At 62.6% G+C, this 26,887-nt stretch carries 30 protein-coding genes; 17 read left to right on the top strand and 13 right to left on the bottom strand.

Annotated elements, in window-relative coordinates; genetic code table 11:
* Nucleotides 1-101 precede the first annotated feature (101 nt).
* Entirely contained in the window at nucleotides 102-1,007 is a 906-nt protein-coding gene (locus ACODTZ_RS08840; protein ID WP_489025182.1) for a DMT family transporter, read from the top strand.
* A gap of 22 nt (nucleotides 1,008-1,029) precedes the next feature.
* Here the strand turns inward: ACODTZ_RS08840 and ACODTZ_RS08835 are convergent, their stop codons facing one another.
* The gene (locus ACODTZ_RS08835; protein WP_047506926.1) at nucleotides 1,030-1,545 is read right to left on the bottom strand and encodes a Dps family protein; all 516 of its coding nucleotides are present in this window, start codon (nucleotides 1,543-1,545) and stop codon (nucleotides 1,030-1,032) included.
* Between the two features lie 256 nt (nucleotides 1,546-1,801).
* Here ACODTZ_RS08835 and ACODTZ_RS08830 point away from each other — a divergent pair, with 256 nt between their 5' ends.
* The 3 genes from ACODTZ_RS08830 to ACODTZ_RS08820 all read left to right on the top strand — a co-directional run bounded on the left by ACODTZ_RS08830 (nucleotide 1,802) and on the right by ACODTZ_RS08820 (nucleotide 3,908).
* Nucleotides 1,802-2,419: a LysE family translocator gene (locus ACODTZ_RS08830; RefSeq protein ID WP_489025180.1), complete on the top strand. Its 618-nt coding sequence runs from the start codon at nucleotides 1,802-1,804 to the stop codon at nucleotides 2,417-2,419.
* A gap of 133 nt (nucleotides 2,420-2,552) precedes the next feature.
* Nucleotides 2,553-3,515, top strand: coding sequence for a cysteine synthase A (gene cysK / locus ACODTZ_RS08825; protein WP_489025178.1), 963 nt, complete (start codon nucleotides 2,553-2,555; stop codon nucleotides 3,513-3,515).
* A 93-nt stretch (nucleotides 3,516-3,608) separates the two neighbouring features.
* Nucleotides 3,609-3,908, top strand: a complete 300-nt coding sequence (locus ACODTZ_RS08820; protein ID WP_489025455.1) for a putative quinol monooxygenase — start codon at nucleotides 3,609-3,611, stop codon at nucleotides 3,906-3,908.
* Nucleotides 3,909-3,984: 76 nt separating this feature from the next.
* Here ACODTZ_RS08820 and ACODTZ_RS08815 read toward each other — a convergent pair whose 3' ends face one another.
* The 10 genes from ACODTZ_RS08815 to ACODTZ_RS08770 all read right to left on the bottom strand — a co-directional run bounded on the left by ACODTZ_RS08815 (nucleotide 3,985) and on the right by ACODTZ_RS08770 (nucleotide 13,681).
* Nucleotides 3,985-5,517 carry a YifB family Mg chelatase-like AAA ATPase gene (locus tag ACODTZ_RS08815; protein ID WP_489025176.1) on the bottom strand — a complete coding sequence of 511 codons (1,533 nt, stop codon included), beginning with the start codon at nucleotides 5,515-5,517 and terminating at the stop codon, nucleotides 3,985-3,987.
* Nucleotides 5,518-6,126: 609 nt separating this feature from the next.
* Nucleotides 6,127-7,074: a glutathione synthase gene (gene gshB, locus ACODTZ_RS08810; protein WP_018899338.1), complete on the bottom strand. Its 948-nt coding sequence runs from the start codon at nucleotides 7,072-7,074 to the stop codon at nucleotides 6,127-6,129.
* A 133-nt stretch (nucleotides 7,075-7,207) separates the two neighbouring features.
* Complete coding sequence (locus tag ACODTZ_RS08805; RefSeq protein WP_113010939.1) at nucleotides 7,208-7,696, bottom strand: cupin domain-containing protein; 489 nt, start codon at nucleotides 7,694-7,696, stop codon at nucleotides 7,208-7,210.
* 149 nt (nucleotides 7,697-7,845) lie between these two features.
* Nucleotides 7,846-8,949, bottom strand: a complete 1,104-nt coding sequence (locus tag ACODTZ_RS08800; RefSeq protein WP_489025174.1) for a sn-glycerol-3-phosphate import ATP-binding protein UgpC — start codon at nucleotides 8,947-8,949, stop codon at nucleotides 7,846-7,848.
* Nucleotides 8,950-8,951: 2 nt separating this feature from the next.
* On the bottom strand, nucleotides 8,952-9,800 hold the full coding sequence (gene ugpE / locus ACODTZ_RS08795; protein ID WP_018899335.1) for a sn-glycerol-3-phosphate ABC transporter permease UgpE: 849 nt from the start codon (nucleotides 9,798-9,800) through the stop codon (nucleotides 8,952-8,954).
* 14 nt (nucleotides 9,801-9,814) lie between these two features.
* Complete coding sequence (gene ugpA, locus ACODTZ_RS08790; protein ID WP_112981617.1) at nucleotides 9,815-10,699, bottom strand: sn-glycerol-3-phosphate ABC transporter permease UgpA; 885 nt, start codon at nucleotides 10,697-10,699, stop codon at nucleotides 9,815-9,817.
* Between the two features lie 66 nt (nucleotides 10,700-10,765).
* Complete coding sequence (ugpB, locus tag ACODTZ_RS08785) at nucleotides 10,766-12,094, bottom strand: sn-glycerol-3-phosphate ABC transporter substrate-binding protein UgpB (protein ID WP_112981618.1); 1,329 nt, start codon at nucleotides 12,092-12,094, stop codon at nucleotides 10,766-10,768.
* A gap of 123 nt (nucleotides 12,095-12,217) precedes the next feature.
* Nucleotides 12,218-12,601, bottom strand: a complete 384-nt coding sequence (locus tag ACODTZ_RS08780) for a YraN family protein (protein ID WP_489025172.1) — start codon at nucleotides 12,599-12,601, stop codon at nucleotides 12,218-12,220.
* Nucleotides 12,591-13,451, bottom strand: a complete 861-nt coding sequence (gene rsmI / locus ACODTZ_RS08775) for a 16S rRNA (cytidine(1402)-2'-O)-methyltransferase (protein ID WP_051110797.1) — start codon at nucleotides 13,449-13,451, stop codon at nucleotides 12,591-12,593. The genes ACODTZ_RS08780 and rsmI overlap by 11 nt, the downstream gene beginning before the upstream one ends.
* Before the next feature lie 56 nt (nucleotides 13,452-13,507).
* Nucleotides 13,508-13,681 carry a hypothetical protein gene (locus ACODTZ_RS08770; protein ID WP_489025170.1) on the bottom strand — a complete coding sequence of 58 codons (174 nt, stop codon included), beginning with the start codon at nucleotides 13,679-13,681 and terminating at the stop codon, nucleotides 13,508-13,510.
* A 99-nt stretch (nucleotides 13,682-13,780) separates the two neighbouring features.
* On the opposite strand from ACODTZ_RS08770, the gene dnaN reads away from it, so the two are divergent.
* From dnaN to ACODTZ_RS08735, 7 genes are all read left to right on the top strand, one after another.
* Nucleotides 13,781-14,899 (top strand): DNA polymerase III subunit beta, encoded by a 1,119-nt coding sequence (gene dnaN, locus ACODTZ_RS08765; RefSeq protein ID WP_026283155.1) that lies wholly within the window; start codon nucleotides 13,781-13,783, stop codon nucleotides 14,897-14,899.
* Between the two features lie 109 nt (nucleotides 14,900-15,008).
* A complete protein-coding gene (gene pmtA, locus ACODTZ_RS08760; protein ID WP_018899329.1) occupies nucleotides 15,009-15,605 on the top strand; it encodes a phospholipid N-methyltransferase PmtA in 597 nt (198 codons plus the stop codon).
* Between the two features lies 1 nt (nucleotide 15,606).
* Nucleotides 15,607-16,194, top strand: a complete 588-nt coding sequence (locus ACODTZ_RS08755; protein ID WP_489025167.1) for a histidine phosphatase family protein — start codon at nucleotides 15,607-15,609, stop codon at nucleotides 16,192-16,194.
* Nucleotide 16,195: 1 nt separating this feature from the next.
* Entirely contained in the window at nucleotides 16,196-16,903 is a 708-nt protein-coding gene (gene pyrF / locus ACODTZ_RS08750) for an orotidine-5'-phosphate decarboxylase (protein ID WP_489025165.1), read from the top strand.
* 44 nt (nucleotides 16,904-16,947) lie between these two features.
* Nucleotides 16,948-17,235, top strand: coding sequence for a DUF1330 domain-containing protein (locus tag ACODTZ_RS08745; protein WP_012482361.1), 288 nt, complete (start codon nucleotides 16,948-16,950; stop codon nucleotides 17,233-17,235).
* Nucleotides 17,236-17,344: 109 nt separating this feature from the next.
* The gene (locus ACODTZ_RS08740; RefSeq protein ID WP_489025163.1) at nucleotides 17,345-18,325 is read left to right on the top strand and encodes a complex I NDUFA9 subunit family protein; all 981 of its coding nucleotides are present in this window, start codon (nucleotides 17,345-17,347) and stop codon (nucleotides 18,323-18,325) included.
* A gap of 284 nt (nucleotides 18,326-18,609) precedes the next feature.
* Nucleotides 18,610-18,759 (top strand): hypothetical protein, encoded by a 150-nt coding sequence (locus ACODTZ_RS08735; RefSeq protein ID WP_018899325.1) that lies wholly within the window; start codon nucleotides 18,610-18,612, stop codon nucleotides 18,757-18,759.
* Between the two features lie 63 nt (nucleotides 18,760-18,822).
* On the opposite strand, the gene ACODTZ_RS08730 is transcribed toward ACODTZ_RS08735, so the two are convergent.
* Nucleotides 18,823-19,620, bottom strand: coding sequence for an undecaprenyl-diphosphate phosphatase (locus ACODTZ_RS08730; protein ID WP_047506892.1), 798 nt, complete (start codon nucleotides 19,618-19,620; stop codon nucleotides 18,823-18,825).
* Nucleotides 19,621-19,902: 282 nt separating this feature from the next.
* On the opposite strand from ACODTZ_RS08730, the gene ACODTZ_RS08725 reads away from it, so the two are divergent.
* The 5 genes from ACODTZ_RS08725 (at nucleotide 19,903) to ACODTZ_RS08705 (ending at nucleotide 24,859) form a co-directional block, all read left to right on the top strand.
* Nucleotides 19,903-20,595 carry a glutathione S-transferase family protein gene (locus ACODTZ_RS08725; protein ID WP_047506891.1) on the top strand — a complete coding sequence of 231 codons (693 nt, stop codon included), beginning with the start codon at nucleotides 19,903-19,905 and terminating at the stop codon, nucleotides 20,593-20,595.
* Nucleotides 20,596-20,606: 11 nt separating this feature from the next.
* Nucleotides 20,607-21,767 (top strand): tRNA epoxyqueuosine(34) reductase QueG, encoded by a 1,161-nt coding sequence (queG, locus tag ACODTZ_RS08720; protein ID WP_489025160.1) that lies wholly within the window; start codon nucleotides 20,607-20,609, stop codon nucleotides 21,765-21,767.
* Nucleotides 21,767-22,639, top strand: coding sequence for an SDR family oxidoreductase (locus ACODTZ_RS08715; protein ID WP_489025158.1), 873 nt, complete (start codon nucleotides 21,767-21,769; stop codon nucleotides 22,637-22,639). Before queG ends, ACODTZ_RS08715 begins: the two co-directional genes overlap by 1 nt.
* 406 nt (nucleotides 22,640-23,045) lie before the next feature.
* Nucleotides 23,046-23,408, top strand: coding sequence for a septal ring lytic transglycosylase RlpA family protein (locus ACODTZ_RS08710; protein ID WP_026283154.1), 363 nt, complete (start codon nucleotides 23,046-23,048; stop codon nucleotides 23,406-23,408).
* 161 nt (nucleotides 23,409-23,569) lie between these two features.
* Complete coding sequence (locus ACODTZ_RS08705; protein ID WP_489025156.1) at nucleotides 23,570-24,859, top strand: RsmB/NOP family class I SAM-dependent RNA methyltransferase; 1,290 nt, start codon at nucleotides 23,570-23,572, stop codon at nucleotides 24,857-24,859.
* A gap of 16 nt (nucleotides 24,860-24,875) precedes the next feature.
* On the opposite strand, the gene ACODTZ_RS08700 is transcribed toward ACODTZ_RS08705, so the two are convergent.
* Nucleotides 24,876-25,382, bottom strand: a complete 507-nt coding sequence (locus tag ACODTZ_RS08700) for an HPP family protein (protein WP_111563194.1) — start codon at nucleotides 25,380-25,382, stop codon at nucleotides 24,876-24,878.
* A gap of 213 nt (nucleotides 25,383-25,595) precedes the next feature.
* On the opposite strand from ACODTZ_RS08700, the gene ACODTZ_RS08695 reads away from it, so the two are divergent.
* A complete protein-coding gene (locus ACODTZ_RS08695) occupies nucleotides 25,596-26,876 on the top strand; it encodes an imelysin family protein (RefSeq protein WP_018899317.1) in 1,281 nt (426 codons plus the stop codon).
* Nucleotides 26,877-26,887: the final 11 nt, after the last annotated feature.

Genomic DNA, 26,887 nt, shown 5'->3' with positions numbered 1-26,887 from the left:
TCGCCTCACGATGAAAGGTGAAAGCCGCCATTCGGCGCTTCAAGATTATATAAATGGCACTACGCCCGCAATATCCTTGCTCTCAACAACGGGAGACTGCGATGCAACAGGATATCCGCAGCGGCAGCATTCAGATGACGGCGGCGATGCTGATTTCGGGGACGATCGGCTGGTTCGTCGTGATATCGGGCCAACCCGTCAGCGGCGTGGTCTTCTGGCGCTGCCTGTTCGGGGCGATCAGCCTGCTCGTCGTCTGCGCGGCGATGGGATTGCTGAAGCCCGGCGCGATCGGGCTGCGCGCCTTCGCGATCGCCGTGTTCGGCGGCGTCGCGATCGTGCTCAACTGGCTGCTGCTGTTCGGCGCCTATGGGCATACGTCGATCTCGGTCGCGACCACCGTCTACAACACGCAGCCCTTCATGCTGCTCGGGCTCGGCGCCCTGTTTCTCGGCGACAGGATCACCGGGGCGAAGCTGTTCTGGCTGGTGCTGTCCTTCATCGGCATGATCGGGATCGTCGAGGGCAAGCCGCAGGTGGCGGGCGCGGGCGGCGATTATGCCATCGGCATCGCCATGGCGCTGGGCGCGGCCTTCTTCTACGCACTGGCGGCTCTGGCCGCGAAATGGCTGAAAGGCACGCCGCCGCATCTGATCGCGCTGATCCAGGTTTCGACCGGTGTCGTGATGCTGGCGCCTATCACCGACTTTTCCGCCCTGCCCGGTGATATCAAGACATGGTCGCTGCTGGTGACGCTGGGCGTGGTGCATACGGGGCTGATGTATGTGCTGCTTTACGGCGCGATCCAGAAGCTGCCGATCCACCTGACCGGCGCGCTATCCTTCCTCTATCCGATCGCGGCGATCGTCGTCGATCGGGTTGCCTTCGGCCATGCGCTGCAGCCGCTGCAGATCGCCGGCGCCGCCATCATTCTTCTGGCGGCGGCGGGCATGAACCTTGGCTGGACGCCCGCGCGGCTGAAAGGTGCGCTGCGGGGCGCCCGGACCTGAGCGATGAGCTCAATGATGGCGATTATTTCGCCTGGCGGGTGATCTCGAAGAGGAACCAGTGGCGGCGCTCGGCCTCGTCGATCCAGTTTTCGAGAAGGCTCGTGGTGGCGACGTCATTGTGTTCGGAGCAGACGTCGTGGGTCTCGCGCATCAGCGAGATCAGCTGGCGGTTATCATCACGCAGTTCGGCCAGCATGTCCTCGGGCGTCACGTAGTCGGCATCGTTATCGGCAAGGCGCTGCAGGCGGCCGATATGGCCGATGGAGCGCAGCGTCGTGCCGCCGATCTTGCGGGCGCGCTCGGCCATCTCGTCGGTGATGGCGAAGATCTGCTCGGCATGCTCATCCAGCAGCAGGTGATAATCGCGGAAATGCGGGCCGGACATGTGCCAGTGGAAATTCTTGGTCTTGAGATAGAGCGCGAAGGTATCGGCCAGAAGCGCCGTCAGCGCGCCGGAGATATCCTGGATGGCGTTGCTCTTCAGATCGGTCGGGGTTGCCAGCGCCGCGGTCTTGCGCTTTTCGACGGGTGTCGACATGAAATTTTCTCCTTCGCCAGATCGGCGTGATACGGGTGCCGGAACGGGTTGCGTCCCCCATGTGGCCGACAGTTCCGGCTCCGGCTGAGGCCAGACATCCGCCACCAACCGAGAACTAGAACCGCGACCCGAGGCGTCAATAGCAGACGCCCGTGACAGATGGCGCGCGCCGGAAATCCGTCCCGTTGAGGTTACCCAACGGCCTGTTGAAACGGTCCTGCAAGAGGCGTAGAACACAGCCGATTGGGAGGCTCACATGTCGTTCACCGCACTCTTTGCCTATGCCGCGGCGCTGTTCATCGCCGCCGCCATTCCCGGCCCCGGCATTACAGCCATCGTTGCCCGCGCGCTGGGCTCGAACTTCCGCGAGACCTTTTTCATGGGCCTCGGGCTGGTGCTCGGCGACATGACCTATCTGACCGCCGTGATCCTCGGCCTCGCCTTTGTGGCGCAGACCTTCACCGAGGTGTTCATCGTCATCAAGATCCTCGGCGCGCTCTATCTCGGCTATATCGCCTACAAGCTCTGGACCGCCGGCCTGCTGCCGCAGGACATCGCCGCGAAGAAATCCAACAATATCGGCATGAGCTTTCTGTCTGGCCTGCTGGTTACGCTCGGCAACCCGAAGACGATGCTGTTTTACGTGGCGCTGGTGCCGACGCTGATCAGCATCGACAGCGTCGGGATGCGCGAATACGGCCTGCTGCTTCTCACCACCTTCGTCGTGCTGCTGGTGGTGCTGATCCCCTATATGCTGCTGGCATCGCGAGCGCGCACGTTGCTCAAACAGCCGCGCGCGCTGCAGGCGCTGAACCGGGTGGCGGCGAGCATTCTGGCGGGCACCGCCGCCTTCATCGCCACCCGCGCGGCCTGAAAAAATCATCCGCTAAACCGTGGTTCGCAAAGGGTTTTTTCTCTGAACCTCAGGGTTGGCGGGTGAAGCTACTCTGGCCGACCACCGGCTTAGACCCTATTCTCAGTCTATATTTCATCAAGGGAGCCTTATCATGTCGAAGAAACCGGGCCGCGGCCGCATCTACTCCTCGATCACGGAAACGATCGGCGATACCCCGATCGTTCGACTGGACAAGCTCGCCAAGGAAAAGGGCGTGAAGGCCAACCTTCTGGCCAAGCTCGAATTCTTCAACCCGATCGCCTCGGTGAAGGACCGTATCGGCGTGGCGATGATCGAATCCCTGGAAGCGCAGGGCAAGATTTCGCCCGGCAAGACTACGCTGGTCGAGCCGACCTCGGGCAACACCGGCATCGCGCTCGCCTTCGCCGCCGCCGCCAAGGGCTACAAGCTGATCCTCACCATGCCCGAGACCATGTCGGTCGAGCGCCGCAAGATGCTTGCGCTGCTCGGCGCCGAGCTGGTGCTGACCGAGGGCCCTAAGGGCATGAAGGGCGCGATCGCCAAGGCCGAGGAACTGGCCGCGACGCTGCCCGACGCGATCATTCCGCAGCAGTTCGAAAACCCCGCCAACCCCGAGATCCACCGCAAGACGACGGCCGAGGAGATCTGGAACGACACGGATGGCACGGTCGATATCCTGGTGTCGGGCATCGGCACCGGCGGCACGATTACCGGCGCCGGCCAGGTGCTGAAGTCGAAGAAGCCCGAGATCAAGGTGATCGCCGTCGAGCCGGAGGAATCGCCTATTCTCTCCGGCGGCCAGCCGGGACCACACAAGATCCAGGGCATCGGCGCCGGCTTCGCGCCCGCCATCCTCGACACCCACATCTATGACGAGGTCGTCACCATCAACAGCGCGACCGCGCTCGAAACCGCTCGTCATGTCGCCCGCCTCGAAGGCGTGCCTGTCGGCATCTCCTCGGGTGCAGCGCTGGCAGCGGCCATCAAGATCGGCTCCCGCGAGGAAAACGCCGGCAAAAATATCGTGGTGATCATCCCGTCGTTTGCCGAACGCTACCTCTCGACAGCACTGTTCGAAGGCCTCGGCGGCTGAGGATCGGCTTGGCTCGATGTCAGGGAGGGCGCTTCGGCGCCCTTCATGCGTTTACAATCCCGCACCAACCTCCAACCCGAAGCAAGCCACCCCATGCTGTTGATCGTCGGAACCATCCGCCTCCCCCATGAGAACCTCGCACTCGCACGCCCTGTGATGCGGCGCATGGTGGAGATGAGCCGCGCCGAAGACGGCTGCCTGGATTACTCCTACGCCGAGGACGTGCTCGAGCCCGGCCTCATTCACGTCACCGAACGCTGGCGCGACCAAGCCTCGCTCGACCGCCACTTTCAAACCGCGCACCTGAGCGGCTGGCGCGCCGCATGGCCATCACTCGGCATTCATGACCGCAACCTCCAGAGCTACGAGGTCGGCGCGCCGCGCGAGACCTGAGCACCGGACTACTCCCCTCCGTCAAGGCAGCGACGACGCTCCCACTGCGTCTCCGCTTTCGCTCGTCCCTCCCCCTTCATGCCACCGCCGTCAGCCGCTCACCCGCCATGCGGTAGGAGATCGCCTCGGCCAAGTGGATGCGGCCGACCATCTCCTGGCCGTCGAGATCGGCGAGCGTGCGGGCGACCTTGAGGACGCGGTGGTAACCGCGGGCGGAGAACTTCATCTTTTCGGCGGCATCACGCAAAAGCTGCAGGCCGGATGCATCGGGCGCCGCGTAGGTCTCGATCATCGCGGTGGAGCAGCGGGCGTTGGTGCCGGTCTCACTAAAGCCCGCGGCACGGAAGCGGTCCCGCTGCAGATCACGGGCGCGGGCAACGCGGCGGGCGACGTCGGCGCTCTTTTCGGCAGGCGCCGGGCGGATCAGGTCGAAGGCGGAGACGGCGGGGACGTCGATCCTGATATCGATGCGATCCATCAGCGGGCCGGAGATGCGAGCCTGGTAGTCGGCCATGCAGCGCGGGCCACGGGCGCAGCTATGGCCGGGCTCACCCGCCATGCCGCAGCGGCAGGGGTTCATGGCCGCCACCAGCTGGATGGTGGCGGGATAGCTGACGCGGTGATTGGCGCGGGCGATGATGCACTCGCCGGTTTCCAACGGCTGGCGCAGCGCATCCAGCGCCTGCGGCGAGAATTCGGGAAACTCATCCAGAAACAGCACACCATGATGGGCAAGCGACGCCTCGCCCGGACGCGCTCGAAAGCCGCCGCCGACAAGGGCCGCCATGGTGGCGGAGTGATGCGGGGTGCGAAACGGCCGGCGGTCGGAGAGCTTTCCGCCCGAGAGCTGGCCGGCGATCGAGTGGATCATCGAGACTTCAAGCAGCTCGGCGGCCGAGAGCGGCGGCAGGATCGACGGCAGTCGGGCGGCGAGCATCGATTTGCCGGACCCTGGCGGCCCGACCATCAGCAAATTATGCCCGCCGGCGGCGGCCACCTCCAGCGCCCGCTTTGCGCTTTCCTGGCCCTTGATATCGGCGAGATCGGGAAGATTGGCGGCGGTGGCGCGGATCGACGGCTCGGGACGCGAGAGCACCTGGGTGCCGCGGAAATGGTTGGCGAGCGCGATCAGGCTGCGCGGCGCCAGGATATCGAGCTCGGCGCCGGCCCAGGCGGCCTCAGGGCCGCTTTCGGCCGGGCAGATCAGGCCCTTGCCCATCGCATTGGCGCCGATCGCGGCCGGCAGCGCGCCGGTGACGGCGGCGATCGTGCCGTCGAGATTGAGTTCGCCGATGACGACATAACCCGAGAGCGCATCCGCCGGAATGGCGCCGAGGGCCGCCATCAGGCCGAGCGCGATGGGAAGGTCGAAGTGGCTACCTTCCTTGGGAAGATCGGCGGGGGCGAGGTTGACGGTGATGCGCTTGGCGGGAAGCGCCAGGCCGGAGGCGTGGAGTGCGGCATGCACCCGCTCGCGGCTTTCGGCCACTGCCTTGTCGGGCAGGCCGACGATCTGGGTGATCAGCTTGCCGGGCGCGACCATGACCTGGACCTCGACCGGAACCCCTTCTATGCCCTGGAATGCAACCGTGCTGACGCGCGCCACCATGCCCAACCCCTTGGCCCAGATCCCCTGCGGTGCAACCCCTTGCACCTGAAACCGCGACCCATCATGGTCGCGGATTGCAATCTGGCATAGAAATTGGAATGAAACAAGAACAATAAATGAACAATTGCGCGCCATTGATGTGGGGCGGTTGTGTCGGGTTGTATGGGCGGAACAAAGGTGGGAACGGAGCTTGCTGCTGGCGGGGTGCAAGCTATCCACTCACGTCGAGCTCGTTTCGGCGTGCTTAGATGCTCGGGACAAGCCCGAGCATGACGGTGGAGGGTGCGGCGGCCGCCGCGTCTCGCAACGAGATTCTGGCGCTAAGCTATTGAAGGGACGATGCTTTTCCCACACGAGACGTCATCCTCGGGCTCGTCCCGAGGATCTAAGCACGTCTCCACGGATGCAAGGGTGCGAATGGACCGCGATTGCGGCCACGGTCGTGCAAGCTGTCCACTCACGTCGAGCAAGTTCGAGGCTCAGCAGATGCTCGGGACAAGCCCGAGCATGACGACGGAGGGTGTGGCGTACGTCGTTTAAGACCGACGGGCGGGCCGCCGTCGCGCTATACGGGGACGTCAAGCGTCGCCGCCCGTCCCCTAGCCCATATTACGCGCGCTTGCGCTCGATCGCATCCCACAAGAGGCTGGCGATGTCGGCGCCGCCGAATTTCTTGACTTCGCGGATGCCGGTTGGTGACGTGACGTTGATCTCGGTCATGTAGTCGCCGATGACGTCGATGCCGACGAGGAGGAAGCCGCGTTCGCGCAAGGCGGGGCCGATGCGGGCGCAGATTTCCTTTTCGCGGGCGGTGAGCTCGGTCGCCTCGGCGCGGCCGCCGACGTGCATGTTGGAGCGGCTGTCGTGCTCGGCCGGGACGCGGTTGATGGCGCCGACGGGTTCGCCGTCGACGAGGATGATGCGCTTGTCGCCCTTGCGCACGTCAGGCAGATACTGCTGGGCGATGTAGGGTTCGCGGAAGAGCTGGCCGAACATTTCGAGCAGCGAGGAGAGGTTGCGGTCGTCCTTGGTCGAATGGAAGACGCCGGCGCCACCATTGCCGTAGAGCGGCTTCAGGATGATATCGCCCATCTCGTCGCGGAAGCGGCGGATTTCGGCGGGATCCTTGGTGATCAGCGTCCGCGGCATCAGGTCCGAAAATTCGGTGACGAAAATCTTCTCCGGCGAATTGCGCACCCAGGCCGGGTCGTTGACGACGAGCGTCTTCGGGTGGATGCGCTCCAAGAGATGCGTCGAGGTGATGTAGGACATGTCGAAGGGCGGGTCCTGGCGGAGCAGGATCACATCCATGGTCGACAGATCGACACGCTCGGGCGCGCCGAGATCAAAATGGTCGCCCTTGATGTCGCGCAGCGTCATCGGCTCGACGGAGGCGTAAAGCTTGCCGTCGAGGAAACTCAGGCGGTCGGGCGTATAGTGGAAGAGCTTGTAGCCGCGGGTCTGCGCCTCGAGGCTCATGGCGAAGGTGGAGTCGCCCGCGATGTTGATGGAGGCGACATGGTCCATCTGGACCGCTACGTTCTTGATCTTGGCCATTTCTGTCCCTTAGCGATTGCCGGACAGATGTAGGCCGCAGAGGGCGCGAACGCAACGGTCAATGGACGGCTTTTGTGCGGTGCGCCGGCGCAATTGGCCGGCGTTCCCTTCAGGCTTCAATTCAAGCCGTGTTTCAGGCCGCGATGCCCTGCTGGCCGCTGCCGCGCAGCAGGTTGCGCAGGCGATAGGCGAGCGCCACCGGCTTGGGGAAAGGCTTGCGCAGGAAGGCGACCTTGCGGACGTAATTGTCGACCCGCCAGCTGGCCCAGGTGCCGCCGGCGAAGAAGGCGACGTCGCCGGCGCGCAGCATGCGCTCGGTGCCGTCGTCGGCGGTGATATGGACCTCGCCCTCGAGAATCATCACCGTCTCGTCCCAGCCGAAGAACCAGCGGAACTCGCCTGCCGTGCAGTCCCAGATCGCCGTCAGCGCGGCGTCGTCGTGGCCGCGCGAATGCTCGCCGGTGCGGGCCTGCGGATCGCCGGCAACAATCCAGTCGGGATTGATCGGCGTCGACTTCATGGCGATGAGATCGCTCGAATGCGCGACGAAGGACTTGCCGCGCGGAAATGCCACGATGTCGGGCATGGAGCGGGCGGCCAAGGCCATCGCGCTCGCGAACATAAGATGCAGTGATGCCACCAGAACCCCCTGAATACACTATCCCCTAAAGTGGGAATATCAGGGAGTCCTGACGGAGCCGTTCAGACATTCGTTAAAGTTGTAACGAGTGCCGCGATATTGCAACGCCCGCCGAAAAGCGGGCGCTATCTTCAAGCGGGCTGGGCAGCCATGGCTGGCGCGGATGCGCCGTCAGTGTCGGCGGCGGCAATGCGCTTGCCTGTGTCGGCCGCGAAGAAGTGCAGCTTTTCGGGCGCGATGGTGAGACGCAGTTCGGCGGGAATGTCGATATCGGGCGCCAGCACCGCAGTGATCGGCTGATCGCCGAGCAGGCCGTGGACCAGCCGCTGGGCGCCGAGTTCCTCGACGTACTCGACGCTGACAGGCATGGCGTGCTGGTCGGGTCCGGCAAGGCAGAGATCCTCGGCGCGGATGCCGACGGTGACGGCGCCCGAGGTCGGAGAGAAACCGGAAAGGTCGATCAGGCTCGGCCCGAGCGCCAGCTTGTCGCCGTGCAGCTCTCCCTTCAAGAGGTTCATGGCCGGAGAGCCGATGAAGGAGGCGACGAAGGTGGAGGCCGGGCGGTGGTAGACATCGAGCGGCGAACCGACCTGCTCGATCTTGCCGCCGTTCAAGACGACCAGGCGGTCGGCGAGCGTCATCGCTTCCAGCTGGTCGTGGGTGACGTAGATGGAGGTGGTGCCGAGGCGGCGCTGCAGGCGCTTGATCTCGCCGCGCATGGACACGCGCAGCTTGGCATCCAGGTTGGACAGCGGCTCGTCGAAGAGGAAGACGGCCGGCTTGCGGACGATGGCGCGGCCCATGGCGACGCGCTGGCGCTGGCCGCCGGAGAGCGCCTTCGGCTTGCGCTCGAGATACTGGTTGATCTCCAGCATGCGGGCGGCCTCTGCCACGCGCGCATCGATCTCGGCCTTCGGCGTCTTGCGGTTCTTCAGGCCGTATTCCAGGTTCTGGCGCACGCTCATATGCGGGTAGAGCGCGTAGTTCTGGAAGACCATGGCGATGTCGCGATCGGCGGGCTCGACATTGTTGACGACGCGCGCGCCGATCTTCACCTCGCCTTCGGAGATGGTCTCGAGCCCCGCGATCATGCGCAGCAGGGTGGACTTGCCGCAGCCGGAGGGACCGACGAGCACGATGAACTCGCCATCGGCAATCTTGAGTTCGATGCTGGAAACGGCGCGAACGCCGCCGTGATAGATCTTGCCGACATTATCGACGTCGATGGAGGCCATTATTACTTCTCCGTCTCAACCAGGCCTTTGACGAAAAGGCGCTGCATGAAAATGATGACCAGAACCGGCGGCAGGGCCGCGAGGATGACGCCTGCCATCACCAGGTTCCATTGTGTATCGCCATCCAGCACCGCGGCCAGGCGCTTGATGCCCATGACGACGGTGTAGTAGCCGGGTTCGGTGGTGATCAGCATCGGCCAGAGATACTGGTTCCAGCCGTAGATGAACATGATGATGAAAAGTGCCGCGATATTGGTGCGCGACAGCGGCAGCAGGATATCCCAGAAGAACTTCATCGGGCCGGCGCCATCGACGCGCGCCGCTTCCATCATCTCTTCAGGAACCGTCAGGAAGAACTGCCGGAACAGGAAGGTGGCGGTGGCCGACGCGATGACGGGAATGACGAGGCCGGAATAGGAGTTCAGCATGCCGAGATCGGCGACGACCTTGTAGGTCGGCAGGATGCGCACCTCGATGGGGAGCATCAGCGTCATGAAGATTATCCAGAAGGCGACCGTGCGGAAGGGAAAGCGGAAATAGACGATGGCGAAGGCCGATATGATCGAAATCGCGATCTTGCCGATCGCGACCAGGATGGCCATCGCCAGGCTGTTGCCGAGCATCAACAGGAATGGCGGTGCGCCGGCGTTGGATGCGCCGGTGCCGAGCAGCACGCCGTAGTTCTCCAGCATCTGGTGGCCCGGCGTCATCGGCACGACGCCGGTCAAGAAGTCCGAGGGACCGCGCGTCGAGGCGATGAAGGCGAGGTAGACGGGGAACACCACCATGCCGATGCCGATGATCAGCACGAAGTGGGTGAGAAAATTGAGGAAGGGGCGGTTCTCGACCATGGCTGGCTCTCGCTTCAATACTGCACTTTGCGCTCGATCCAGCGGAACTGGACGACGGTCAGGACGACCACGATCAGCATCAGCACGACCGACTGCGCGGCCGACGGGCCGAGATTGAGACCGACGAAACCATCGGCATAGACCTTGTAGACAAGGATGTTGGTCGATTGCGACGGACCGCCCGAGGTGGCCGCGTCGATGATCGGGAAGGTGTCGAACATCGCATAGGTGATGTTGATGACAGCCAGGAAGAAGGTGGTCGGCGACAGCAGCGGAAAGACCACCGTCCAGAAGCGCTTGATGGGACCGGCGCCATCGATCGCGGCGGCTTCGGTCAGCGAATGCGGGACCGATTGCAGGCCGGCGACGAAGAACAGGAAATTATAGGAGATCTGCTTCCAGGCGGCGGCGATGATGATCAGGATCATCGCGTTGTTCGGGTTTAGGCGATGGTTCCAGCTGTAGCCGAAATGTTCCAGCACATAGGGAATGATGCCGACGCTCGGGTTGAACATGAACCACCAGAGCAGGCCGGATGCGGCCGGCGCCACGGCATAGGGCCAGACCAGAAGCGTCGTATAGAAGCGCTGCGAGCGGATCACGCGGTTGACGCAGATCGCGAAGAGCAGCGACAGGCCCATCGACAGCACGGTGACACCGATCGAGAAGACGAAGGTGACGGTCAGCGAATTCAGATAATCCGGATCTTGCAGCAAGCGCGTGTAGTTCGCCAAACCGACGAAGGTGTCCTTCAGACCGAAGGGATCCTGGCGCAGGAAGGACTGCCATACGGCCTGAACCGCCGGCCACACGAAGAAGACGATCGTGATGAGCAGCTGCGGTGCGATCAGGAGATAAGGCAGGAGACGGCTTTGGAAGACGGTGCGTTTGGTTTGCATGCATGACCCCTCAAGGAAAATGCCCTCCCCGGACGGGCCGGAGAGGGCTGACGGAGGGAGCGACCCTTAGTTGGAATTCGCGGCTTCGAATTCGCGCAGCTTGGCATTGCCCTGCTTTGCGGCTTCGTCGAGCGCTTCCTGACCGGTCTTCTTGCCGTTGAGAACGGCTTCGAACTGCTGGTCGATAACGTCGCGGATCTGCGTCAGGTTGCCGAAGCGAACGCCCTTGGAGTTTTCGGAAGGCGTGCCGCGCATGATCTGCTTGATGGCGATGTCAGAACCGGCGTTCTTTTCGTAGTAGCCCTGCTTCTGACCAAGCTCGTAAGCAGCGTTGGTGATCGGCAGGTAGCCGGTGAACTGGTGCCAATCGGCCTGAACTTCAGGCTGCGACAGGTAGGTGAAGAACTTGGCGGCGCCCTTGTAGACAGCCTTGTCCTTCTGACCGTTCAGAACCCACAGCGTTGCGCCGCCGATGATCGAGTTCTTCGGATCCTGGGTGACCGTGTCGTCGTAAGGCATCGGTGCGAAGCCGACCTTGAAGTCCTTGGCGTTGTTGATGACGCCGGCGCGCGAAGCGGACGAGTTCATGTAGGCTGCGCACTGCTGCGAATAGAAGAGCGGAGCAGCGTCGGCACCGGCGCTCGGGCCGCCGTACTTGTAGACGCCTTCATCCTGCCAGGTCTTCAGATGATCCCAGAACTTGGCCTGGTTCGGACCGTTGAAGGTGAACTCGGCGTTCATGCCGCCGAAGCCGTTCTGCTGGGTGCCGTAAGGCAGGTTCTGGATGGCGGAGTAGTTTTCCAGGCCAACCCAGGTCGCGCCGTAGGACATGGTGAAGCCGCACTTGGCAGCGCCGGAGGAGACGATCTTCTTGCCCATTTCGGCAAGCTCGGCCCAGGTCTTCGGAGCGACTTCAGGATCGAGGCCGGCCTTCTTGAAGACGTCCTTGTTGTAGTAGAGGATCGGGGTCGACGAGTTGAACGGCATCGACAGGATGTTGCCCTCAGCGTCGGAATAGTAGCCGACGACAGGCGCCAGGAACTTCGACGGATCCCAAGGCTCACCCTCGTCCTTCATCAGCTGGTAGACCGGATAGACGGCGCCCTTGGCGGCCATCATCGTGCCGGTGCCGACTTCAAAAACCTGAACGATGGCAGGCTGCTGGCCGGCGCGGAAAGCGGCGATGGCGGCCGTCAGCGTCTCGGGATAGGTGCCCTTGTAGACAGGAACGATCTTGTATTCGCTCTGGCTGTCGTTGAACTTCTGGGCAACTTCCTCGAGCTTCTTGCCAAGCTCGCCACCCATGGCGTGCCACCAGGTCACTTCGGTTGCAGCAAAGGACGCGGAAGCGGACAAAGCAACCGCAGCAGCGGCCAATGAAATCGACTTAAACATGAAAAACCCTCTCCACCGTTGTTGGCGTGAGGACGCAATAGAGGCCTATTGTGACACCTCCTTAACGCTTTCATGACAGGCCGATTACAAATTCCGAAAATGTTAACCGACTAACGAAAGCGATCAGAACGCATCGCGCAAATGGACCGGCCATCGCCCGGGCAAGATGGCGACGATGTCGTAGCGTTGAGACAGGCGGGCCTGGTCGCGCTGCCGGGCGAGCCAGAGGTCGCTGGCGCCACGGATACGGGTCTGCGCGAGATGCGACACGGCATCGACGGCCGCGCCCTCGTCGCGACGCGCCTTCACCTCGACGAAGACGGCCAGATCGCCCTTGCGGGCAATGATGTCGATCTCGCCAAGCCGCGTGCGATAGCGCAGCGCGACGATGCGGTATCCTTTGAGAATGAGATAGAAAGCGGCGATGTATTCGGAGACATGGCCCCGACGCAGTGCCTTGCGGCGAAGACCCTTTTGATGCGGGTCCGTAGCGTCGTTACCTGACATCGCCCGCCTTTCGATCGAGCAGGCGCTGGTAGAGCTCCTTGCGCGGGAGACCGGTGATGCGTGCGGCCTCGGCGGCGGCCTTGGCGGTCGGAAGCGTTTGCGAGAGGTCGGCGAGGATCGCGTCGATGTCCGTTTCCTCGATGGCGCGCTCCGGCGCCGGGCCGATGACGAGGACGATCTCGCCTTTGACATTGTCGACATCGGCATAGTGAGCGGCGAGCTCGGCGAGCGTGCCCCGGCGGAACTCTTCGTAGCTCTTGGTGAGCTCGCGACAGACGGAGGCTGGGCGATCGCCGCCGAGAACGTCTGCGGCGGCAATGAGCGTGGCGCCGATGCGGTGCGGGGATTCGAAGAACATCAGTGTCGCCGGCGTGGCGGCGAATTCAGACAGGCGGTCGCGGCGGGCCTTGTCCTTGGTCGGCAGGAAACCGGCGAAGAGGAAGGCATCGTTGGGAAGGCCGGAGCCGACGAGAGCTGCCAGCGGCGCCGAGGCGCCAGGGATCGGGATCACCCGATAGCCGGCTTCGATCGCCGATTGCGCGAGGCGGTAGCCGGGGTCGGAGACCAGCGGCGTGCCGGCATCGGAGACCAGCGCCACGGATTTCCCCGCTTCGAGCGCGGCAAGCAGCCGGGGGCCGGCTTCGTCGGCATTGTGCTCGTGGTAAGCGTATGGGCGGTTCTGGATGCCGTAGCGATCGAGCAGCACGCGGGTGACGCGGGTGTCTTCGCAGGCGAGCACATCGGCGCCGGCGAGCGTTTCCAGCGCGCGCAGCGTTATGTCGCCGAGATTGCCGATCGGCGTCGCGACGAGATAAAGGCCGGGCTCCTGCGGGCGGGCGGGAACAGCCATGTTGTGCAGGCGGAAGCTGCGCTGCCTGCCGCCCTCTGTCGTCGTCTCGTCATTGCTCAAGATATGTCTGCCCTTTCTGGCTTCCGGCCTTTATGGGCGACACCCTTCTCTTCGGCAAGGGGCAGGACTTCGCCGGTAACGGTGATTTCTGTGAGCATCCGCAGCGAAAATGGCAATTGCAGGGGCAGCGACCTTTGCGCCTCTTGCATTCGTCCGCAAAATTCTGCCATTTTGCGCGTCCAATCCTCCGATCCCAGCTTTTGGGAAAGGCATTATTCAGGCGCGTTCAAGCGCGCCCGGGCAGTAACGGTCGAAAGCGGTAGCATCCCATGCGTATTACTATTGAGCGGTCCAACCTTTTGAAGTCGCTGAACCACGTTCACCGCGTGGTTGAACGCCGCAACACGATCCCGATCCTGTCGAACATCCTGCTGCGCGCCGATGGCCAGAACCTCGACATGAAGGCAACCGACCTCGATCTGGAAGTGACGGAAGCCACGCCCGCCAATGTCGAGCAGCCCGGCGCGACCACGGTTCCCGCCCATCTTCTCTACGACATCGTGCGCAAGCTCTCCGACGGCTCGGAAGTGCTGCTCGCCACCAGCCAGGATGGCGGCTCGATGACGGTTCAGTCCGGCCGTTCGAAGTTCTCGCTGCAGTGCCTGCCGGAATCCGACTTCCCCGACCTCACGGCCGGCACCTTCACGCACACCTTCAAGCTGAAGGCGACGGATCTGAAGATGTTGATCGATCGCACCCAGTTCGCGATCTCGACGGAAGAGACCCGCTACTATCTGAACGGCATCTTCTTCCACACGATCGAAAGCGAAGGCGACCTGAAGCTGCGCGCCGTCGCCACCGACGGCCACCGCCTGGCGCGCGCCGACGTCAACGCACCCTCGGGCTCCGAGGGCATGCCCGGCATCATCATTCCGCGCAAGACGGTCGGCGAGCTGCAGAAGCTGGTCGACAATCCGGAAGCGATGGTGACGGTCGAAGTTTCCGACGCCAAGATCCGCCTTTCCATCGGCTCGATCGTCATGACCTCGAAGCTGATCGACGGCACGTTCCCCGATTACCAGCGCGTCATCCCGACCGGCAACGACAAGGAAATGCGCGTCGACTGCACGAGCTTCGCCCAGGCCGTCGACCGCGTCTCGACCATCTCGTCGGAACGCGGCCGCGCCGTGAAGCTGGCGCTTTCGGACGGGCAGCTGCTGCTCACCGTCAACAACCCGGATTCGGGCAGCGCCACGGAAGAAGTGGCCGTCGGCTACGACACCGATGCCATGGAAATCGGCTTCAACGCCAAATACCTGCTCGATATCACCGCGCAGCTTTCCGGCGATCAGGCGATCTTCCTGCTGGCCGATGCCGGCTCTCCGACGCTCATTCGCGACACCGCCGGCGACGATGCCCTTTACGTGCTGATGCCGATGCGCGTGTAGCGCGTCGCATTTGCCGTTCAAACTTTGTCAATTGCGACGCTTGGCCTTGTTTTAGCGCCGTATTGCCTGCACATAAGCATGCAGCATGTGCTGCACGAAGGAGAACGGCATGGGTGGCTTGCGCCTCAAGGAACGGCTGGGCAAGAAATTCGACGAGGAGATCCGGTTTTTCAAGGGGATGATGCAGGGGCCGAAGACAGTCGGCTCCATCGTGCCGACGTCGTCGATCACGGCGCGCAAGATGGCAAGCGTCATCAACCCGAACTCCGGCCTTCCGGTTCTCGAACTCGGGCCCGGCACCGGCGCCATCACCAAGGCCATCCTGCAGCGTGGCGTGAAGCCTGAAAACCTCGTCGCCATCGAATATTCGACAGACTTCTACGAGCATCTGGTGCGGCTCTATCCCGGCGTGAACGTCATCAACGGCGACGCTTTCAATCTCGACAAGACGCTGGCCCACATGGATGGGCAGAAATTCGATAGCGTCGTTTCCGCCGTGCCGCTTTTGAACTTCCCGATGCAGGCGCGCATCGCCATGCTGGAAAGCGTGCTCGACCGCCTGCCGGCCGGACGCCCCTTCGTGCAGATTTCCTACGGCCCGGTTTCGCCGATCATCGCGCGGCCGGAGCGCTACCATATCCAGCACTTCGACTTCATCGTCCGCAACATTCCGCCGGCGCAGCTCTGGATCTACCGCCGAGGCTGACGTGTTCGGTCTCTACATCACCCACCCGCAAGTGAAGATCGACGCCGCCGTCCCGGTGCCCAAATGGGGATTGTCGGATGTCGGCGCCGCACGCGCGCGGCTGGCGGCGGATAGTCCCTGGGCGTCGCAATTGCGACGTATTGTCAGCAGCGACGAGACCAAGGCGATCGAGACTGCCGCCATTCTCGCCGCCGTCTCGGGCGTTTCGGTCGAGATCGTCGAGGGCATGCACGAGAACGACCGCTCCGCGACCGGTTTCCTGCCGCCGCCGGAATTCGAGAAGGCAGCGGACTGGTTCTTCGCCAATCCGGAGAAGAGCTTCAACGGATGGGAGCGGGCGATCGATGCGCAGCGGCGGATCGTATCCAACGTCGAGCGCATTCTCTCCACGCACGATACCAGCCTGCCGATCGCATTCGTCGGCCATGGCGGCGTCGGCACGCTTCTGAAATGTCACCTCGAGGGCCGGCCGATCGGACGGGATCGTGACCAGCCCGGTGGTGGCGGCAATCTCTATTGTTTCCGTCTTGCGGATCGGCGCCTATCATGCGACTGGACGCCTATCGAAGACTGGCACGGATGGATGTGAGATGGACGCGCGCGAACGGTTGATCGTCGGACTGGATGTTCCAACACTCGGTGAAGCCGAGAAGATGGTCGCGACGCTCGGCGATACCGTCTCCTTCTACAAGATCGGCTACCAGCTGGTGTTTGCCGGCGGTCTGGAATTTGCGCGCGATCTTGCCAAGGACGGCAAGAAAGTCTTCCTCGACATGAAGCTGCTCGACATCGACAACACGGTCGCCTCGGGCGTCGAAAACATCGCCAAGATGGGCATGTCGATGCTGACGTTGCACGCCTATCCGAAGGCGATGCGCGCCGCCGTCGAGGCCGCCAAGGGCTCGGGCCTCTGCCTGCTCGGCGTCACGGTGCTGACCTCGATGGACGAGGCCGACCTCACCGAGGCCGGCTATAGCGGCGATCCGCGTTCGCTGGTGCTGCGCCGCGCCGAACAGGCGCGCGAAGCCGGCATGGGCGGCATCGTCTGCTCGGCCGAGGAATCGTCTGTCGTGCGCGAGGTTGTCGGCCCCGACATGGCGATCGTTACCCCCGGCATTCGGCCGAGCGGCAGCGAGCGCGGCGATCAGAAGCGGGTGATGACGCCCTATGACGCACTGCGCGCCGGCTCGACGCATCTCGTCGTCGGCCGCCCGATCGTCAAGGCGCCGGAGCCGAAGGTCGCGGCCAAGGCCATTCTCGACGAGATGGTCAGCGCGCTCTGGCCCGCCAACCGCTGACCGCTATCTTCGTTTCACATCATCATCCTCGGGGAGAATACACCATGGCCAAGGGATACTGGATCGCTCGCGTGGATGTGCGCGATGCCGAGCGCTACAAGGATTATGTCGCCGCCGCCAAGCCGGCCTTCGAGAAATACGGCGCCAATTTCCTCGCCCGCGGTGGTGCACTGACCGAGCTCGAGGGCAAGGCGCGGGCGCGCAATGTCGTCATCGAGTTCCCCTCGATGCAGCATGCGGTGGATTGCTACAACTCGCCTGAATACCAGATCGCCGCCAAGATCCGCCAGGAAGTGGCCGACGCGGAAATGGTTGTCGTCGAAGGCGTTTGAGGCAGATCAAAGTCGTGGCAAGCGTGGTGCGATAGGTCTTTTCGTCGCACCCTGATTGGGCTAAGACGAGATCACCCGCCAATCACATCAGCCTTCCGAGGAACCTGCCATGACCCTTGCCAACCTGCCGCCACTCGTCACCGTGTTCGGAGGCTCCGGCTTCGTTGGCAGGCACGTCGTACGCGCGCTGGCCAAGCGCGGCTACCGCATCCGGGTTGCCGTCCGCCGCCCCGATCTCGCGGGTTTCCTGCAGCCGCTCGGCAATGTCGGCCAGATTTCCTTCGTGCAGGCCAACCTGCGCTACCGCCAGTCGGTCGACCGCGCCGTCGAGGGTGCGTCCTACGTCGTCAACTGCGTCGGCATCCTGTTTGAAAGCGGCCGCAACTCGTTTGAGGCCGTCCAGGAATTCGGCGGTCGGGCCGTGGCCGAAGCCGCGCGCGGCGTCGGCGCCAAGCTGGTTCACATCTCGGCGATCGGCGCCAACGCCAACTCCGATTCGTCCTACGCCCGCACCAAGGGCCGCGCCGAAGCCGCGATCCACTCTGTCGCGCCCGATGCCATCATCTACCGTCCGTCGATCGTGTTCGGTCCGGAAGACGGCTTCTTCAACAAGTTCGCCGGCATGGCGCGCTCGGCGCCGTTTCTGCCGCTGATCGGCGGCGGCAAGACGAAGCTGCAGCCGGTCTATGTCATGGATGTCGCCGAGGCGGTGGCCAAGGCTGTCGAAGGCAAGGTTGCCGGCGGTAAGATCTACGAACTCGGCGGGCCGGAAGTACTGACCTTCCGCCAGTGTCTCGAAGCGGTGCTGAAGTCGACGGCGCGCACCAACCCGCTGGTCTCGCTTCCCTTCGGCGTTGCTTCGCTGATCGGCAGCGTCGCCTCCATGATCCCGCTGATCGCACCGCCGATCACCTCTGACCAGGTGAAGCTCCTGAAGAAGGACAACGTCGTTTCCAAGGAAGCGGAAACCGAGGGACGGACGCTGAGGGACCTCGGCATTGCGCCGACGATGGTAAGCTCCGTCATCGACAGCTACCTCGTGCAGTTCCGCCCGCAGGGCCAGTATACGAACAGCGGCAAGGCCGCCTGATCCACGCCGATTTTCTTAACGACAACGCCGCTCGCGGACCCCGCGGGCGGCGTTGCGCGTTTTGAGGCAGGGGTTAAAAAACAGGCTGAATGCGCGGCTTTCGCGGGGTTGTGCACCGCCGGGCGTTGCATAAAAGTCGCATGAAAAGTTTAGCGGAATTAACAGGAAATTTAGCAGGAACATTTATTGCTATTTCCCATTCCTCTGACTACACACCCCGCGCGTCTGTGCTTGGACTCAGCGCCTCAAACAGGCGCGCTCAAACGACTTGAAAGGTTACTTCGATGGGTAGGTCAATTGCGCTGCTTTTTGCTTCCGCGGCGCTGGTGATTCTGGCTGGTTCTTTCGTGGCGCCCGGTTCGGTCGCTGCCGTGAAGGGCGAATGCTCGCCTGCCTATGGCGTCGATCCCTGCGAAACCGCAGCTCTCAGGTAAAAGAAAAACCGGCGCCCCAAGACGCCGGTTTCTTTTTTTTGGTTGGGGAGCTTTGCTTCCCGATCAGGCGATCATACCGACCGATGCCATGCCGAGAAGGATGGCGCCGAGAATGATGCGGTAGATCGCGAAAGCCGTGAACTTGTTGCTCTGGATATAGGAGAGCAGCCATTTGACGGCGACGAAGGCAACGATCGTCGACACGACGAAGGCGATGCCGAGAGCGGTCCAGTCTTCATTGGCCGCGCCACCATCCTTGAACGTCTTCAGCAATTCATAGGCGCTTGCCGCATACATGGTCGGGATACCGACGAGGAAGGCGAATTCCGTGGCGGCCGCGCGGTTGCCGGTGCCAGCAAGCATGGCGACGAAGATCGTGGACGCCGAACGCGAGGTGCCGGGAAAGACGCCGGCGACGACCTGCGCGATACCAACAAGGATGGCGACCAGCCAGGTGATCTCCTTGTGCGGCGGGCGACGGGCGGCGAGCCATTCGGCAACCATCATCCAGATACCGCCGATGATCAGCGCCCAGGCGATCGGGGTGGCCGTGCTCGGGAGCTCGAAGCCGAGCTTCTTGACGATCAGGCCGAGGACGGCGGTGATCAGGAAGGCAAGGATGAGCTTGAAGAGATAGGAGCGGTTTTCGGGATCCTGCCAGCCAAGCAGAAGCGTCATGATACGGCGCCAGTAGATGATGGTGACGGCGAGGATGGCGCCGGCCTGAATGACGATGTTGAAAAGATCAGACCGGTGGCCGAGCCATTGCTCCGCAATGATGAGGTGGCCGGTGCTTGAAATCGGTAGAAACTCGGTAATGCCTTCGACTATGCCTAGGATTATCGCGTTTATGTAATCCATCAATTGTCTCCGTTTCGGGGTTCGGTCAGACGGGAATTGTGCTGTGCCGCTGGGGGAACGACACCAATTTTCACCAGACGAGGATGCGACGAGAACCTCTGATCGGTTGTCGGCGATTTTTGGGCGAGGTCGATTTCCTTCGTCAGGGTTTCGGGCGGCCCGACTCGCTTGTGTTGGAGGGGCCAAACTTCTATAGCTTCAACGAATGAGTCATGACTAGGGCGCTATAATCATCGCGTCCATGCGACGTGCACCCCCAGCCATCCAAAAATCCGAGTCTCGATGCCCACGCTCTATCATCACCCCATGTCATCCGCATCACGCTTCGTCCGGTTGATCCTGACGGAGTACGGCTATCAGGCAGACCTGATCGAAGAGCAGACCTGGGAGAAGCGCCGGGATTTCCTGGCGCTCAACCCGGCCGGCACGCTGCCCGTCTATGTCGACGACAGCATGCGCGCGCTCTGTGGCTCCACCGTGATCTCCGAATATCTCGACGAGACCCACGGTGTGCTGAAGCGTGACCGCCGGCTGCTCGCAGAGGACCCCTTCCAACGCGCCGAAATCCGGCGGCTGACAGAGTGGTTCATGGTCAAGATGGAAACCGACGTCACCCGGCCGCTGGCGCGCGAGCGCGTCTACAAGCTGCAGATGACGGCCGACCAGGGCGGCGGCGCACCGGATTCAAAGATCCTGCGAACGGCACGCGCCAATATCCGCCAGCACATGAAGTATCTCACCTGGCTCTCCGGCTCGCGCCAGTGGCTGGCGGGTGACCGGATGAGCTATGCCGATCTGGCGGCCGCCTCTTCCGTCTCCATTCTCGACTATCTCGGCGAGATCGACTGGACGGAATCGCCGCTCGTCAAGGAATGGTACCAGCGCATCAAGTCGCGCCCGTCGTTCCGCCCGCTGCTCACCGAGCGCGTGCGCGGCCTGACCCCTGTTTCGCACTACGCCGACCTGGATTTCTGACGGGGCCTCTCATGCCCGAACGATCCGCACTGACCAAGGAAGACAAACGCCTGCAGACGCTGACCGCCTTCGTCAAGGCGGAAGCGCAGGCGCTCGGCTTCGATCTCTGTCGGATCACGCGGCCGGACAGCATTCCCGAGGCGAAGGAACGCCTCGGCCAGTTCATCGATGCCGGCAGGCACGGGACGATGGAGTGGATGGCCGAGACGCGCGAGCGGCGCGGCGATCCCCGCACGCTTTGGAGCGACGTGAAATCGGTCGTCGTCTTCGCGATGAACTACGGGCCCGAGGAAGACCCGCGCGGCATTCTCGAGAAGCCGGACAAGGCGGCGATCTCTGTCTATGCGCGCAACCGCGATTATCACGACATCATCAAGGGCCGGCTGAAGGAGATCGCCACGCGGTTTGCGGCGCGCGCCGGCGAGGATGTGAAGGTGTTCGTCGATACTGCCCCCGTGATGGAGAAGCCTCTGGCGGCCGCGGCCGGGCTCGGCTGGCAGGGCAAGCACACCAATCTCGTCAGCCGCGCGCATGGCTCCTGGCTGTTTCTCGGCTCGATGTTCACCACGGCCGACCTTTTGATCGATGCGCCGGAGATCGATCATTGCGGCTCGTGCCGGGCCTGTCTCGACGCCTGCCCGACGGCAGCCTTCCCCGCGCCTTATCAGATCGACGCGCGGCGGTGCATCTCCTATCTGACGATCGAGCACAAAGGACCGATCGATCCGGCCATCCGGCCGCTGATCGGCAACCGTATCTACGGCTGCGATGACTGTCTTGCCGCCTGTCCCTGGAACAAGTTCGCCAGTGCTGCTTCCGAAATGAAGCTGAAGGCGCGCGAGGATCTGCAGGAGCCTGATATCGCCGCGCTGCTTTCGCTCGACGATCCCACCTTCCGCAGTTTCTTCAGCGGCTCCCCGGTCAAGCGTATCGGCCGCGACCGCTTCGTGCGCAATGTGCTGATCGCGGCCGGCAATTCCGGCGACCGCCGATTCCTCGATGCCTGCCTTTCTCTTGCCGCCGATGCCTCGCCCGTGGTGCGGGCCATGGCGATATGGGCGCTGTCGCGGCTGATGGAGGCTGGCGAATTCCAGCGCTTTGCTGCACAAAGGCCTCAGGATGAGTCGGACAGCGATGTGCTGAACGAGTGGAGACTGGCGGGAGCGGCGTGATGCATCTTGTGATTTTCGGTTGCGGCTTCTCCGGCACGGCCATCGCCAAGGCGTTCATGGCCGAGGGTTTTCGCGTCTCCGGCACGACGCGCTCTGAAGAGAAGGCGGCCGCGCTGAGAGCGCAGGGTGTCGAGGCCTTCGTGTTCGATGGCGAGACGCTCGATGCGACACTCATTGATGCCATGCGCTCGGCCACGCATCTGGTGCAATCGATCGCGCCGCGCGAGGCGGGCGATCCGCTGCTGAAGCTTGCGGGCGAGCGCATCGAAACGCTCATGCCCGAACTCTCCTGGATTGGCTATCTCTCGACGGTCGGCGTCTACGGCGACCACAAGGGCAATTGGGTGAGCGAGGAGACGCCTTGCGTTCCGGTTTCGGGACGCTCCAAGGAGCGCCTGGAGGCGGAGGCGGCGTGGATTGCGATCGGCGAACGGATCGGCATTCCCGCGGCGGTGCTGCGCCTGTCCGGCATCTACGGACCGGGCCGCAATGCCTTCGTCAATTTGGCGCGCGGCACGGCGCGGCGGCTGATCAAGAAGGATCAGGTGTTCAACCGCATCCGCGTCGAGGATATCGGCGCCAGCGCGTGGTTTCTTGCCGAGCATAAACTTGGCGGCATCTATAATGTAACCGACGACCGCCCCGGCCCGCCGCAGGATGTCATCGTCGAGGCGGCCCGCCTGATGGGTGTCGAGCCGCCGCCGGAACAGGCCTTCGAAACGGCCGAACTGACGCCGATGGCGCGCTCCTTCTATGGCGAGAACAAGCGTGTCTCGAACGCCAAGCTGAAGGCCGCCGGCTTCACCTTCGCCTTCCCCACCTACCCGCAATCACTCGCGCAGTTGTTGCAAAACGAGCGCTGGCGCGGCTGACTTAAACGCCGCTGATATCGCCATATCGCACCAGATGAATTGGTAGGAAATTCCTACTCCAGGCAGATTTCGTTAAAATTTGGCGCAAAAATTGGGCGGAGGCCTTGGAAATTGCCCAAATGGGGCGGGAATTATGACGCCCGCGCAAAATTATTTTCGTGATTTTTGTGATCGGGGGAGTCGTGAACGGCTTCCCGCAAAAAAAGTTCTAATTTTACTTGATTCAATTGCGCTTTTTTCATTCGGAACCGCTTGACGACGGTTCGAATCATTTTGCCGGCTTATCACATATATTTCATAATGTAACATTCCGTGATCACTCGGGGCACTTTTCTGCCACTTTTCGACCGGTTTAAGCCCCCGCCGCCCACAAGGCGTAGGTTTAACAGTTGAGGGACACCCCGTTTTGAAGAAAATTTGTCGTTCTATTATCGCCGTCACAACTATAGCAGCCTGTTCTACGATCCTTCCGATGGAAGGTTTTGCTGCAAATGGTTGCGGTGGCGCGTCGTGGTACGCACTTCACTCCAAAACCGCTTCCGGCGAACGCATGAACCCGACCATCAATACTGCCGCGCACCGCTCGCTCGCTTTCGGCACCAAGGTCAAGGTCACCAACCGCAACAACGGCCGCAGCGTCGTCGTCCGCATCAACGATCGTGGTCCTTTCATCCGCGGCCGCGTTCTCGATCTTTCCCGTGCAGCCGCCAGCAACATCGGCATGGTCAGCACCGGCACCGCCAAGGTCTGCTACGAAGTCATCGGCTAACGCCTGATATAAGCCACCGCTTGCTCTTGCCGCCAATCGCGGATACCACGCGGTTGAGACTTGTGTACCATCCGCTGCGTCTGTCGCGCTTCCTGCGGATCGTTCACAAGCCGCCGGTCCTTGAAGGTCCGGCATTGATCCAGGCAATAGGAGCGTTGTGAATGCGATTGGGCGGTAGGCTCGAAGGGGCGATTTCGGTTCTTGAAGACATCGATGCCCGCAGACGGCCTGTCGCCGATGCCCTCAAGGATTGGGGGCTCGCGCATCGCTTCGCCGGCTCCGGCGACCGCGCCGCGATCGGCAACATCGTCTACGACGCGCTTCGCATGCGCCTCTCGCACGCCTGGCTGATGGATGACGACAGCGCATCGGCAATCGCCCATGCCGTCATGTTCCGCCAGTGGGGATTTACGCCCGAAACGCTCGCCGCCGAGCTTGCCGATGACAAGTTCGCGCCGGCAGCACTTTCCGAGGCAACGCTTTCGGCCTTTCACTCCCGTGATCTCAAGGACGCTCCTTCCCATATTCAGGGCGATATCCCGGAGTGGATACAGCCCACCTTCGAAAAATCCTTCGGCGATACCTGGCTGAGGGAAGCACAGGCGCTCGCCGAGCGACCGACGCTCGATCTCCGTGCGAACATCCTGAAGGCCACCCGCGAAAAGGCCGTCAAGGCGCTCGAAAGATCAGGCGCGCAGGAGGCCAGCATCGCGCGCTACGGCATCCGGATTGCCGCGGGCGAAGGAGCGTCCCGTCTTCCCAACGTGACAGCGGAGCTTTCGTTCCAAAAAGGTTGGTTCGAGGTTCAGGACGAGGGATCGCAGATCGTGGCCGATCTCGTGCTGCCGCAGGATGGCGAGCAGGTGCTCGACTACTGCGCCGGCGGCGGCGGCAAGACGCTCGCCATGTCGGCGGCGATGCACAACAAGGGCCAGGTTCACGCCTATGACGCCGACCGCAAGCGGCTGGCGCCAATCATCGAGCGGCTGAAGCGCGCCGGCACCCGGAACGTCCAGGTGCACGACAATCCGAAGGCGCTGAAGAACCTAGAGGATCGTTGCGACAAGGTGCTGGTCGATGCGCCCTGCACGGGAACCGGCACATGGCGCCGACGCCCGGATACGAAATGGCGCCTGACGCCCAAGAACCTCGACGAGCGCACCGCGCAGCAGCAGGACGCGCTGAGCCAAGCGAGCGCCTATGTGCGCCCCGGCGGTGAATTGATCTACGTGACCTGCTCGGTGCTGCCGCAGGAAAACGAGGAGCAGGTGCGCGCGTTTACCGCCGCCAATCCCACGTTCGAGATTGCGGGTGCGCTTGAGGGCTGGGATCAGCTGTTCGGCAAGGATAGCCCGCATCCGCGCTCGTCGGACGGCCAGACGATCACGCTGACGCCCGCATCGACAGACACGGATGGCTTCTTCTTCTGCCGGATGAAGCGCAAAGCCTAAATCAATAGAGCCTGGATCAGTGCGGGGCCCGCAGCGGATATTGATGCCGCGGCGGGATGAAGTGATGCAGCACGGCGATCGCGATCAGCAGCGCACTGCCGAAACCGACGATCAGAAACAGCATCGGTCCGCCCATATGCGAGCCGAACGCCACCAGCGGCACGGCGCCCGCCGGCGGATGGGTGACGCGCAGCATCAGCATGCCGGCAATCGTCAGCCCGACAGCAATCGCGCCGACCCACCAAAGCCCCGGAAATAGGAAGACCGCCAGGCCGCCGATCAGCGCCGCCAGAAGGTAGCCGCCGATGACGTTGGCCGGCTGCGCGAGCGGGCTCTTCGGCTGGCCGAAGATCAGCACCGCCGTGGCGCCGAAGGGCGCGATCAGCAGCGGAATGCCGGTGAAAACGGTGAGCGCGCCGACGGATGCCATGCCGATCATGGCGCCGATGCCGGATTTCAGATGGAGATGAACGGTACCCTTCGGCTCATGGCGATGGGTGAAATGCTTGAGATGTCGGCGCATACGCGATCAATCCGGACAATGTTTATGCAATTGCACAGTGATTACTCATATATCGCCCATTTTCCAAGCAATTCGATTTCGATTTCATGGCCTTTCGGCGGATTTCGTTTCCTTAAAACCATTCCAAACTAGAGTGTTTGACACCAGTTTGCTTTTGCGCGAAGACATTTTCGTCGGGCCTTATAAAGCTCGCCCGTCACAGGAGAGGATCCCATGAAACTCAACAAAAATTTCTGCGCAGCCCTGGCGCTGGCGGTGGCCCCAACCGCTCTGTCCGCCATACCCGCTTACGCGGCCCCGGATGCTGCTGCCGTTGTGAAATATTACACCGAAGTCGGCCACGCGAAGTATGAAGACGCGCTGACCACGGCAAAGGCGCTCGACGCCGCGATCGACGCCTTCTTGAAGGAGCCGACAGACAAGACGCTGGAAGCTGCCCGCGCCGCCTGGATCAAGGCCCGCGTTCCCTATCAGCAGACGGAAGTCTATCGCTTCGGCAACCCGATCGTCGATGACTGGGAAGGCAAGGTCAACGCCTGGCCGCTCGACGAAGGCCTGATCGACTATGTCGACGCCTCCTACGGCACCGAGAGCGACGAGAACTCCCTTTACGTCGCCAACGTGATCGCCAACAAGACGATCAAGATCGACGGCAAGGATGTCGACGCTTCGAAGCTGACGCCCGAATTCCTCTCCGGTACGCTGGCTGAAGCGGGCGGCGTCGAAGCCAACGTCGCGACCGGCTATCACGCCATCGAATTCCTGCTCTGGGGCCAGGATCTGAACGGCACCGGCCCAGGCGCCGGCAACCGCCCGGCCACCGATTACGACCTGAAGAATTGCACGCACGGCAATTGCGACCGCCGCGCCGAATATCTGAAGTCGGCATCGACGCTTCTGGTCTCCGACCTGCAGGAAATGACCGACAACTGGAAGCCGGATGGCGAAGCCACGAAGCATGTCGAAGCCGATCCGAAGGCCGGCCTCGTCGCCATCCTGACCGGCATGGGCTCGCTCTCCTACGGCGAACTCGCCGGCGAGCGCATGAAGCTCGGCCTGATCCTGCACGATCCGGAAGAAGAGCATGATTGCTTCTCCGACAACACCTACAACTCGCACCTCAACGACGCTGTCGGCATCGCTGCCGCCTACACGGGCAACTACACCCGCGTCGACGGTACGAAGATGAAGGGTCCCTCGCTGCACGATCTCGTCGCCGCCAAGGACAAGAAGCTCGACAAGGAAATGCAGGGCAAGCTCGACGCGACGCTGAAGGCGATGGCGATCATGGCCAAGCGCGGCCAGAACGTCGAGAAGTACGACCAGATGATCGCCGAGGGCAACAAGAAGGGCAACGCCGTTGTCCAGGCTGCCATCGACGGCCTCGTCGACCAGACGAAATCGGTGCAGCGCGTGATCGCAGCCCTCGATCTCGGCACGGTCAAGCTTGAAGGTTCCGACAGCTTGGATAATCCTACTGCCGTCTTCAAATAATTAAAAAGGCG

This window comes from Rhizobium sp. FG113 (assembly GCF_057809895.1).
Note: the sequence above shows the minus strand (reverse complement) of the source record. Positions and strands in the feature narration are given on the sequence as shown.

Bases quoted from the DNA above. Each gene is read 5' to 3' on its own strand.
- ACODTZ_RS08840 (WP_489025182.1), top strand. From the start codon at position 102: ATGCAACAGGATATCCGCAGCGGCAGCATTCAGATGACGGCGGCGATG.
- ACODTZ_RS08835 (WP_047506926.1), bottom strand. From the start codon at position 1,545: ATGTCGACACCCGTCGAAAAGCGCAAGACCGCGGCGCTGGCAACCCCG.
- ACODTZ_RS08830 (WP_489025180.1), top strand. From the start codon at position 1,802: ATGTCGTTCACCGCACTCTTTGCCTATGCCGCGGCGCTGTTCATCGCC.
- cysK (WP_489025178.1), top strand. From the start codon at position 2,553: ATGTCGAAGAAACCGGGCCGCGGCCGCATCTACTCCTCGATCACGGAA.
- ACODTZ_RS08820 (WP_489025455.1), top strand. From the start codon at position 3,609: ATGCTGTTGATCGTCGGAACCATCCGCCTCCCCCATGAGAACCTCGCA.
- ACODTZ_RS08815 (WP_489025176.1), bottom strand. From the start codon at position 5,517: ATGGTGGCGCGCGTCAGCACGGTTGCATTCCAGGGCATAGAAGGGGTT.
- gshB (WP_018899338.1), bottom strand. From the start codon at position 7,074: ATGGCCAAGATCAAGAACGTAGCGGTCCAGATGGACCATGTCGCCTCC.
- ACODTZ_RS08805 (WP_113010939.1), bottom strand. From the start codon at position 7,696: ATGTTCGCGAGCGCGATGGCCTTGGCCGCCCGCTCCATGCCCGACATC.
- ACODTZ_RS08800 (WP_489025174.1), bottom strand. From the start codon at position 8,949: ATGGCCTCCATCGACGTCGATAATGTCGGCAAGATCTATCACGGCGGC.
- ugpE (WP_018899335.1), bottom strand. From the start codon at position 9,800: ATGGTCGAGAACCGCCCCTTCCTCAATTTTCTCACCCACTTCGTGCTG.
- ugpA (WP_112981617.1), bottom strand. From the start codon at position 10,699: ATGCAAACCAAACGCACCGTCTTCCAAAGCCGTCTCCTGCCTTATCTC.
- ugpB (WP_112981618.1), bottom strand. From the start codon at position 12,094: ATGTTTAAGTCGATTTCATTGGCCGCTGCTGCGGTTGCTTTGTCCGCT.
- ACODTZ_RS08780 (WP_489025172.1), bottom strand. From the start codon at position 12,601: ATGTCAGGTAACGACGCTACGGACCCGCATCAAAAGGGTCTTCGCCGC.
- rsmI (WP_051110797.1), bottom strand. From the start codon at position 13,451: ATGGCTGTTCCCGCCCGCCCGCAGGAGCCCGGCCTTTATCTCGTCGCG.
- ACODTZ_RS08770 (WP_489025170.1), bottom strand. From the start codon at position 13,681: ATGGCAGAATTTTGCGGACGAATGCAAGAGGCGCAAAGGTCGCTGCCC.
- dnaN (WP_026283155.1), top strand. From the start codon at position 13,781: ATGCGTATTACTATTGAGCGGTCCAACCTTTTGAAGTCGCTGAACCAC.
- pmtA (WP_018899329.1), top strand. From the start codon at position 15,009: ATGGGTGGCTTGCGCCTCAAGGAACGGCTGGGCAAGAAATTCGACGAG.
- pyrF (WP_489025165.1), top strand. From the start codon at position 16,196: ATGGACGCGCGCGAACGGTTGATCGTCGGACTGGATGTTCCAACACTC.
- ACODTZ_RS08745 (WP_012482361.1), top strand. From the start codon at position 16,948: ATGGCCAAGGGATACTGGATCGCTCGCGTGGATGTGCGCGATGCCGAG.
- ACODTZ_RS08740 (WP_489025163.1), top strand. From the start codon at position 17,345: ATGACCCTTGCCAACCTGCCGCCACTCGTCACCGTGTTCGGAGGCTCC.
- ACODTZ_RS08735 (WP_018899325.1), top strand. From the start codon at position 18,610: ATGGGTAGGTCAATTGCGCTGCTTTTTGCTTCCGCGGCGCTGGTGATT.
- ACODTZ_RS08730 (WP_047506892.1), bottom strand. From the start codon at position 19,620: ATGGATTACATAAACGCGATAATCCTAGGCATAGTCGAAGGCATTACC.
- ACODTZ_RS08725 (WP_047506891.1), top strand. From the start codon at position 19,903: ATGCCCACGCTCTATCATCACCCCATGTCATCCGCATCACGCTTCGTC.
- queG (WP_489025160.1), top strand. From the start codon at position 20,607: ATGCCCGAACGATCCGCACTGACCAAGGAAGACAAACGCCTGCAGACG.
- ACODTZ_RS08715 (WP_489025158.1), top strand. From the start codon at position 21,767: ATGCATCTTGTGATTTTCGGTTGCGGCTTCTCCGGCACGGCCATCGCC.
- ACODTZ_RS08705 (WP_489025156.1), top strand. From the start codon at position 23,570: ATGCGATTGGGCGGTAGGCTCGAAGGGGCGATTTCGGTTCTTGAAGAC.
- ACODTZ_RS08700 (WP_111563194.1), bottom strand. From the start codon at position 25,382: ATGCGCCGACATCTCAAGCATTTCACCCATCGCCATGAGCCGAAGGGT.
- ACODTZ_RS08695 (WP_018899317.1), top strand. From the start codon at position 25,596: ATGAAACTCAACAAAAATTTCTGCGCAGCCCTGGCGCTGGCGGTGGCC.